At 42.1% G+C, this 6,302-nt stretch carries 10 protein-coding genes; 2 read left to right on the top strand and 8 right to left on the bottom strand.

Going from position 1 to position 6,302, the window contains the following annotated elements; genetic code table 11:
• From SHK35_RS10965 to SHK35_RS10940, 6 genes are all read right to left on the bottom strand, one after another.
• Window positions 1–707, bottom strand: a 707-nt coding sequence (locus tag SHK35_RS10965; protein ID WP_318709773.1) for a MerR family transcriptional regulator, incomplete at its 3' end; no start/stop codon positions are given.
• 91 nt (window positions 708–798) lie between these two features.
• On the bottom strand, window positions 799–927 hold the full coding sequence (locus tag SHK35_RS10960) for a TnpV protein (RefSeq protein WP_330638238.1): 129 nt from the start codon (window positions 925–927) through the stop codon (window positions 799–801).
• 760 nt (window positions 928–1,687) lie between these two features.
• Complete coding sequence (locus SHK35_RS10955; protein ID WP_318703907.1) at window positions 1,688–1,873, bottom strand: hypothetical protein; 186 nt, start codon at window positions 1,871–1,873, stop codon at window positions 1,688–1,690.
• A 58-nt stretch (window positions 1,874–1,931) separates the two neighbouring features.
• Complete coding sequence (locus SHK35_RS10950; RefSeq protein WP_318709772.1) at window positions 1,932–2,357, bottom strand: hypothetical protein; 426 nt, start codon at window positions 2,355–2,357, stop codon at window positions 1,932–1,934.
• Between the two features lie 179 nt (window positions 2,358–2,536).
• Window positions 2,537–2,875: a hypothetical protein gene (locus tag SHK35_RS10945; RefSeq protein WP_318703913.1), complete on the bottom strand. Its 339-nt coding sequence runs from the start codon at window positions 2,873–2,875 to the stop codon at window positions 2,537–2,539.
• Window positions 2,863–3,369: a methylated-DNA--[protein]-cysteine S-methyltransferase gene (locus SHK35_RS10940; protein ID WP_318709770.1), complete on the bottom strand. Its 507-nt coding sequence runs from the start codon at window positions 3,367–3,369 to the stop codon at window positions 2,863–2,865. The genes SHK35_RS10945 and SHK35_RS10940 overlap by 13 nt, the downstream gene beginning before the upstream one ends.
• Before the next feature lie 276 nt (window positions 3,370–3,645).
• On the opposite strand from SHK35_RS10940, the gene SHK35_RS10935 reads away from it, so the two are divergent.
• Together SHK35_RS10935 and SHK35_RS10930 are read left to right on the top strand one after the other, a co-directional pair.
• Window positions 3,646–4,563 carry an AraC family transcriptional regulator gene (locus tag SHK35_RS10935; protein ID WP_318703919.1) on the top strand — a complete coding sequence of 306 codons (918 nt, stop codon included), beginning with the start codon at window positions 3,646–3,648 and terminating at the stop codon, window positions 4,561–4,563.
• Window positions 4,564–4,680: 117 nt separating this feature from the next.
• On the top strand, window positions 4,681–5,280 hold the full coding sequence (locus SHK35_RS10930; protein WP_318709769.1) for an HDOD domain-containing protein: 600 nt from the start codon (window positions 4,681–4,683) through the stop codon (window positions 5,278–5,280).
• On the opposite strand, the gene SHK35_RS10925 is transcribed toward SHK35_RS10930, so the two are convergent.
• On the bottom strand, window positions 5,234–5,578 hold the full coding sequence (locus tag SHK35_RS10925) for a hypothetical protein (protein WP_318709768.1): 345 nt from the start codon (window positions 5,576–5,578) through the stop codon (window positions 5,234–5,236). The two genes, SHK35_RS10930 and SHK35_RS10925, sit on opposite strands and share 47 nt — an antisense overlap.
• 122 nt (window positions 5,579–5,700) lie before the next feature.
• Window positions 5,701–6,288, bottom strand: a complete 588-nt coding sequence (locus SHK35_RS10920; RefSeq protein WP_318709767.1) for a DUF1266 domain-containing protein — start codon at window positions 6,286–6,288, stop codon at window positions 5,701–5,703.
• Window positions 6,289–6,302: the final 14 nt, after the last annotated feature.

Below are 6,302 nucleotides of genomic sequence, written 5' to 3'. Positions count from 1 at the left end.
ACTGACAACACAATAAAACACATATAATTTGTCAAATACTCTGTTATAATTTCTCCATAATAATTGTTCATCTGCAATTTCGCATAGATAAAAGGTTTTAATAAATAACGGATTATGATACATATAACCGGACAAATAAAAATCCAGTTTTTATTAACCAGGGATGTTGCCACTCCTTTGCTCCATTGTACCGGAATTTCTGTCGGCAGCTTAGAATAAAACAAAGCTCCAGTAATCAAACATAGTGCGGTAATCGTTGTCCAGGTAAGCATACTTCCCCATATATACAAAAAGCTGACTGAATCCAGTTTGAAAACAGTTTGATTATCTTTCCAATAGTCATGCAAATCTGTTACATACCGTTCTACCTGTAATTTTTCATAACTAATGCTTTCTTCATCCAGCATTTTTTCGCACATGAGTTTCGCCTTATTCAAATCAGTAATCTGATTTTTTAATACTTCCTTTTGCTTCTCAAGCATTTCCTGCAATGTTACTTTTTCGGATATAATACTTCGTATATCTTCAATAGAAATTCCCAATGTACGTAGATATGCAATCTTCTTTATATTTTCCACATCATTTTCAGAATAATCTCTATAACCATTACTTTCATTTCTCGAAGGCTCAATAAGTTTTTCCTTTTCATAAAAACGGATATTAGAACGGGACAAACCTGTTCGCTCTTCTACGTCTTTTATAGTCATATTATGCCCCCTTTCGAGCAACTCTATTTTACTTAATAATAAGCTATAAACAAGGTTTACAGTCAAGCATTTATCAAAAAACTTTCCTCTGTTAATTACAAATCAATTCTACAATCCTTTCAAAGCGTTCTTGTGCCGGTTCTCCTCTATCTGTAAGATAACTATTCAGCCTGCCACTTGTAAGCAGAATAATATAAACCGCTTTCTTATGTTCTCTCAGATAGTGTTCACTTAGCCATAAGCTGCCTTATTGATAAATAGCGGTGTACTACACCAATTTTTACACCATTTCCGCATAAATTGATGAATTAAGACGCTTCCAGATAAAAACATCAATGCCGCAGAATCCTTGAAAATAAGGCTCCGCGGCATTTGATAATACAAGACAAAAACCAATCGCAACTAACAAGTGTTGAGTGCTAATTATTTATAAATTATTTCTAAAAAGCTGATAAAATAAGAATTTATATAGTGTCGTTGAAATCGGCAGGCTCCTTCGTCTATGCCGTTAAAATCGAGATTTGGGGCTTGTGGCGTGTTCCTGTGGATATTCTGAAAAGAGGAAATGTCTGATAAGAGAATGATAGGTCAGCAGGTCAGCCTTTGGGGCCACTTGCAAAACGTGCGTTTGTCCCTTGAGTCCTTCCGCTGGATATGCTATAGTTAAAATACAAAAGGGAAAGCCATAGAAGCGGCTACCCTCCGAAAAGTTAAAAGCTAATGTTTTACATCAGCCGTCACTATTGGCAGTAGTGGCGGCTATTTTCGTTTCCCCTTTTAGTGTGTCGGAAATACCAATAGCTGCCACGCATCCACAAGCATATCAGACGGCAAATATTTTTCCAGAATATTCCTGCAGTCAAACTGTCTGTGACATGGCTTCCTGCATATTCCTGCACACGTCTCTTCATGCGTGTAATCGTGTTACAAAATCCCTTTCTCCTCCGGCATCCGAGCATAAAAAGAGCAGGGAACCTGTTTCAAGTTTTCTTAAATGGAGCAATAAACAGCACAATCATTAGGAAAACATATATCCCATAAAGAATATATGTAATTGCATTGCTCCACGGAAAACTTGCCTGCGGGTTATTCAATGCAATAAAAATAAAAACAATCGCAGTTATCAGCATAATGGCAGCAATAATTCTCGAATACTTCTTGGTCATATTTTCCTCCTAAACTGATTTTTATGCGGCTCATTTTTCGACAAATAGGGCTTTGTTGCTATAGTGTTCCGATACTAAACTGATCGGAATACTGATTTATGACCTGTTCAAAAAAAGCTATATCCTTGGCAGCAGCTATTTCTAAATACATTTCCGTACCGTAATGCTCGCTCCAAATATCATACAAGTCATTTTTTATATTGACTGTGAAAAAGCTCGTCATTTTGTTATAGATCGTTTTATCCTCAGGGTTATCTGTCAGTAATTCTTCGAGTAGTTCTTTGGTTACAATGCCCTTGATTGACACCTCATTTTTATCATCTATGGCAGCACCATATAAAGATGCTCTTGCAATCTCGGATAATTCTTCTTTCCAGCACCGGATTTCAAAAGTATCGCCAACATTCGTAAAATGTTCCATTATCGTTTTCCACCAATCGGATGAAATAGAACCGTCTATCATCTGGACAGCAAACCGTTTCATAATTTGTCACCTTTATCAAATACTGCTTTATCGCTGACTTTATTATACTATGACCAGTTACTTTGGGGAATAGACAAATTGTAAACTTACCGGGCGGGAACAGCCTGCAGCGCAAGGGCAGTGTAGCTTCCCTCCGCATTTTCCTTGATGAGTTCCACCGGCTCTGTCCTCATACATTTTCAGAAACAAGCAGTCAACTTCTTTTTGTCGGCTCTCTGCCTTTTTCTTTTTCTGCAATCTCTCTGCGTTTCCGGCTTTCTGTATCTTTTCCTATTTTCTTCATTGATTTCAAAATTGGGAAGAAAGTTGTCAACCATGAGCAAGGTATTCATATAATGAAATTGATATCCGTATGGCTTGACCGGTTTTTGTGAAATTTGATATTCCTCAACGGTACGTCCAAAAAAATTCATCAGCATCATAAACCAACAGGCTGTATCTTTTCGCCAACTCTCGTGATTCGCAATGGTGGTTTTTCCACTGCCTGAATTACCTCTAAGTATCATCAATTTTTGCATATTCTTATCCCTTCCAGCTTAAGCAGCCTCACCTTTTTATCAATCCCTCCCGCGTATCCTGTGAGACTGCCGTCCGTTCCCACAACCCGGTGGCAGGGAACAATAATAGAAATAGGATTATGCCCCACTGCGCCGCCCACCGCCTGGGCAGACATATGAGGCAGGCTTCTTTTTGCAGCGACCTGACTTGCAATCTCTCCATAGGTCATGGTCCGGCCATAAGGAATGGAACAGAGAATTTCCCACACCTGCTTCTGAAAAGAGGTTCCTGTAAAATGAAGCGGCACCGTAAAATCCGGCTCTTTCCCTGAAAAATAAACAGCAAGCCAGCGCTTCACTTTTTCAAATAGCGGGATTTCCCTTTCCGTATGCTCCTTGTCCAGGGAAAGGGCAAAGTACTTCTGTCCCTCAAACCATAACCCGGCCAGCCCCATATCATCTGCCGCTAAAAGAATATTCCCCATGGGGGATACATAATGACTGATATACTGCATGTCACACCTCCATTCTATCTACCTTTGATTTTATCACAGCGGCCAAAACCACGCCAGAATAATTGACCTCTGTCCATTCCGTAGAAATCCCCTTTCCTCTTAAATTCATTACAGGTGATTGCGAAACTCATTAAGGGAAGGGAAATTTTTGCTGGGCATCTCTGCATAGACAAAGATACGGAACGATTTCCACTTTTCTGCCTGCATTATATCTGAATCACAGAAATTTTTCAAAAATTATATTTTATGGTAAAATAGCGGCAGGAGGCGCGCAGAATGAGAATTATACGCAGTTTAGAATTTCACAGCGGCAGCAAAGAGGAAAAGCTGCCGGATTTTACGCCGGAGTTTCCTTACATTGCATCGCGGGCTGAATTAGATTATTACAGAGAGCTCTTTGTTCCATGGCACTGGCACAAGGCCGTAGAATTGTTTTACATAGAAAGCGGAGAGTTAAAATATTGTACACCCAATGAGACTCTGGTGTTTCCAGCAGGTTCCGGGGGCATGGTGAATTCCAATGTATTGCACATGACGCAGATACTTACAAGCCGGGAAAAAAACATACAGCTTCTTCATATTTTCGACCCGGATTTCATTGCAGGAAAATGCGGAAGCGCCATTGAACAAAAATATACCACACCCATGGTCACGGCCTCCCAGCTTGAAATGATCCCCCTGTATCCGGACGATCCGGCCCAGGCAGCCATACTCAATGAAATCCGCCAGGCATTTCAATTATCCGAAAATGAATTCGGCTACGAGCTGCGCATCAGAGAAGCCTTATCAAGGATATGGTTACAGCTTTTAAAATTATGCAGTCCCCTTCTCCAAAACAGTTCAGACGCGGACGCTGGAAAAACAGATAAAATAAAGTCCATGATGATCTATATACATGAGCATTACGCCGAAAAGATTTCTATCTCAAAGCTTGCAGCCGCAGCTTTTCTGAGTGAAAGAGAATGCTACCGGGTTTTTCAAAATTGCCTGCACATGACGCCCACAGAGTACATGAGAAGCTATCGCCTGCAGATGGCTTGTCAAATGCTTGCCCAGGGCCGGGAATCCATAACAGAGATCGGCCTAAGCTGCGGACTGGGAAATGCCAGCTATTTTGGTAAAATTTTCCATGAATATGCAGGCTGTACGCCCTTGGAATACCGTCGGAAATGGCAGGATAATACTAAAAAGTGACAGGAAAAAGATATTTTAATTATCCGGCAGGCAATATAATACAAGTATGTAAATATTTCATCATAAAAGGGCCTGACTGTTTTTGTCAGGTTCTTCCCCGTTAGAAAGGAAATCAAGTTGGAATTAAACTGCAAAACAGCTGAAATGGAATTGGAGCAGGCGGGAATATTAAATCCGGGAGATTGGGTTGCGCACTCCCGCTTTGTGGCGCTTGCCTGCAGAAATATAGCTTCACGCTGCAAGGATTTATCCCCTGACATGGCCTATTGCTTCGGATTGCTGCATGATATTGGACGCTATGCCGGGGTAAGCTCAGAAAAGCATCTGATAGACGGATACCGATTCTGTATGGAACGAGGATGGGAGAAGGCTGCGCAAGTTTGTATCTCCCATGCTTTTATGATACAGGACATAAAAACCTCCATTGGCAGATTTGATATGTCCCAGGAGGATTATGAATTCATGGAGCGCTTTGTCAAAAACGCTGTCTACGATGATTACGACAGACTGGTACAGCTGTGCGACGCATTGGCGCTGCCCACCGGCTTTTGTCTTTTGGAAAAACGTTTTGTAGATGTGGCCATCCGTTACGGCGCTTCACCCATTTTAGTGGAACGCTGGAAAAAAATACTGGAAATCAAAAATAGGTTTGAGGAAAAAATAAACGGCTCTATCTACAAGCTTCTTCCAGGCGTAGTGGAAAACAGCTTTTCCTGATCACTTTTCTGCAGTAAACCGTTTCCCATATTTGAAAATTCGAGGAACAGCCGGAAAGAATATCATAATATTCATCCGGCGTAAGCGTACCATTAAACGCAAAACAGGTATTGCCAAGTCCCCATTTGGGATTTGAGGCTGTCTCATCAATGATGCGAAAGAGCGGCTCGTCGCCGTTCATTGGCATCTGTGCCGCCAGCACTCCTCCCTCGTTAAGCTTACCCATAAGCCTGGGTAAAAGCAATGTGTGATCAGGAATCCATTGAAAACAGGCATTGGAAGCATCCGATATCAGCAATTTTTCCGGGCATATATTCCCGGACACGATTAGCCAGATCAACTGCTGGCTGGGTACGTTCCTTTTTAAATTTAAGATATAAAGTCGAATTCCAATCAGACATTTTATTTTTCATTCCTTTTTTATTCCAATGCCAGTCCCCATTCTACGCAGCAAGGGCCATCCGGCTGGCTGCGCAGATCGAAACACAATTTTTCCCTGTCTGCGATATCCTTCTGGGCATCGCCGCCCTGGCCGCTTCTCCAGTCCCCGTATCCTTTCGTGTAGCTGTCATACAGTTCCGCCCAGGAATGGTAATAACACTGCATGACTCTCCCAACCTCTATAGACCGCTGCACCATTTCATCCCGGTCAATATAGCCTCCCACAAATCCCATTCCAAGAATCTGGCAGGCACGGCACAAATCCCAGGCTCCTGAAGCAACGTCCTCTGCTTCACAATCTTCTCCCTCGCTGTAAAGTGTAGTCAGGTAGCTTACCATATCCAAAAGACTGGCTCTGTCCGTCACTCCCCAGTCTCTGCGCAGCATCGTGCGCATGGAAGCCCCTTCCTGTCTGTTTTTCTCCTTAGCACCGGCAAAATAATGCCAGTCTCCCCCTGTGTTTACCGCCCATGCGGCATAGGTGGCTGCAATCCACCTTTCCGTATCATTCTGGGGCATCGTCTCGCTTTCTGCCCCCTTTTTCCCAAAAATATCAAATAAACCCATTTTCTACCTGCATC

The organism is Candidatus Acetatifactor stercoripullorum (assembly GCF_944382095.1).
Lineage (GTDB): Bacteria > Bacillota > Clostridia > Lachnospirales > Lachnospiraceae > Acetatifactor > Acetatifactor stercoripullorum.
The sequence above is the reverse complement of the archived record's forward strand: the minus strand, read 5'-3'. Positions and strand labels throughout refer to the sequence as shown.

What these genes read in the sequence shown, in the direction of transcription:
- SHK35_RS10955 (WP_318703907.1), bottom strand. Translation starts at nt 1,873, where the DNA reads ATGACCAAGAAGTATTCGAGAATTATTGCTGCCATTATGCTGATAACT.
- SHK35_RS10950 (WP_318709772.1), bottom strand. Translation starts at nt 2,357, where the DNA reads ATGAAACGGTTTGCTGTCCAGATGATAGACGGTTCTATTTCATCCGAT.
- SHK35_RS10945 (WP_318703913.1), bottom strand. Translation starts at nt 2,875, where the DNA reads ATGCAAAAATTGATGATACTTAGAGGTAATTCAGGCAGTGGAAAAACC.
- SHK35_RS10940 (WP_318709770.1), bottom strand. Translation starts at nt 3,369, where the DNA reads ATGCAGTATATCAGTCATTATGTATCCCCCATGGGGAATATTCTTTTA.
- SHK35_RS10935 (WP_318703919.1), top strand. Translation starts at nt 3,646, where the DNA reads ATGAGAATTATACGCAGTTTAGAATTTCACAGCGGCAGCAAAGAGGAA.
- SHK35_RS10920 (WP_318709767.1), bottom strand. Translation starts at nt 6,288, where the DNA reads ATGGGTTTATTTGATATTTTTGGGAAAAAGGGGGCAGAAAGCGAGACG.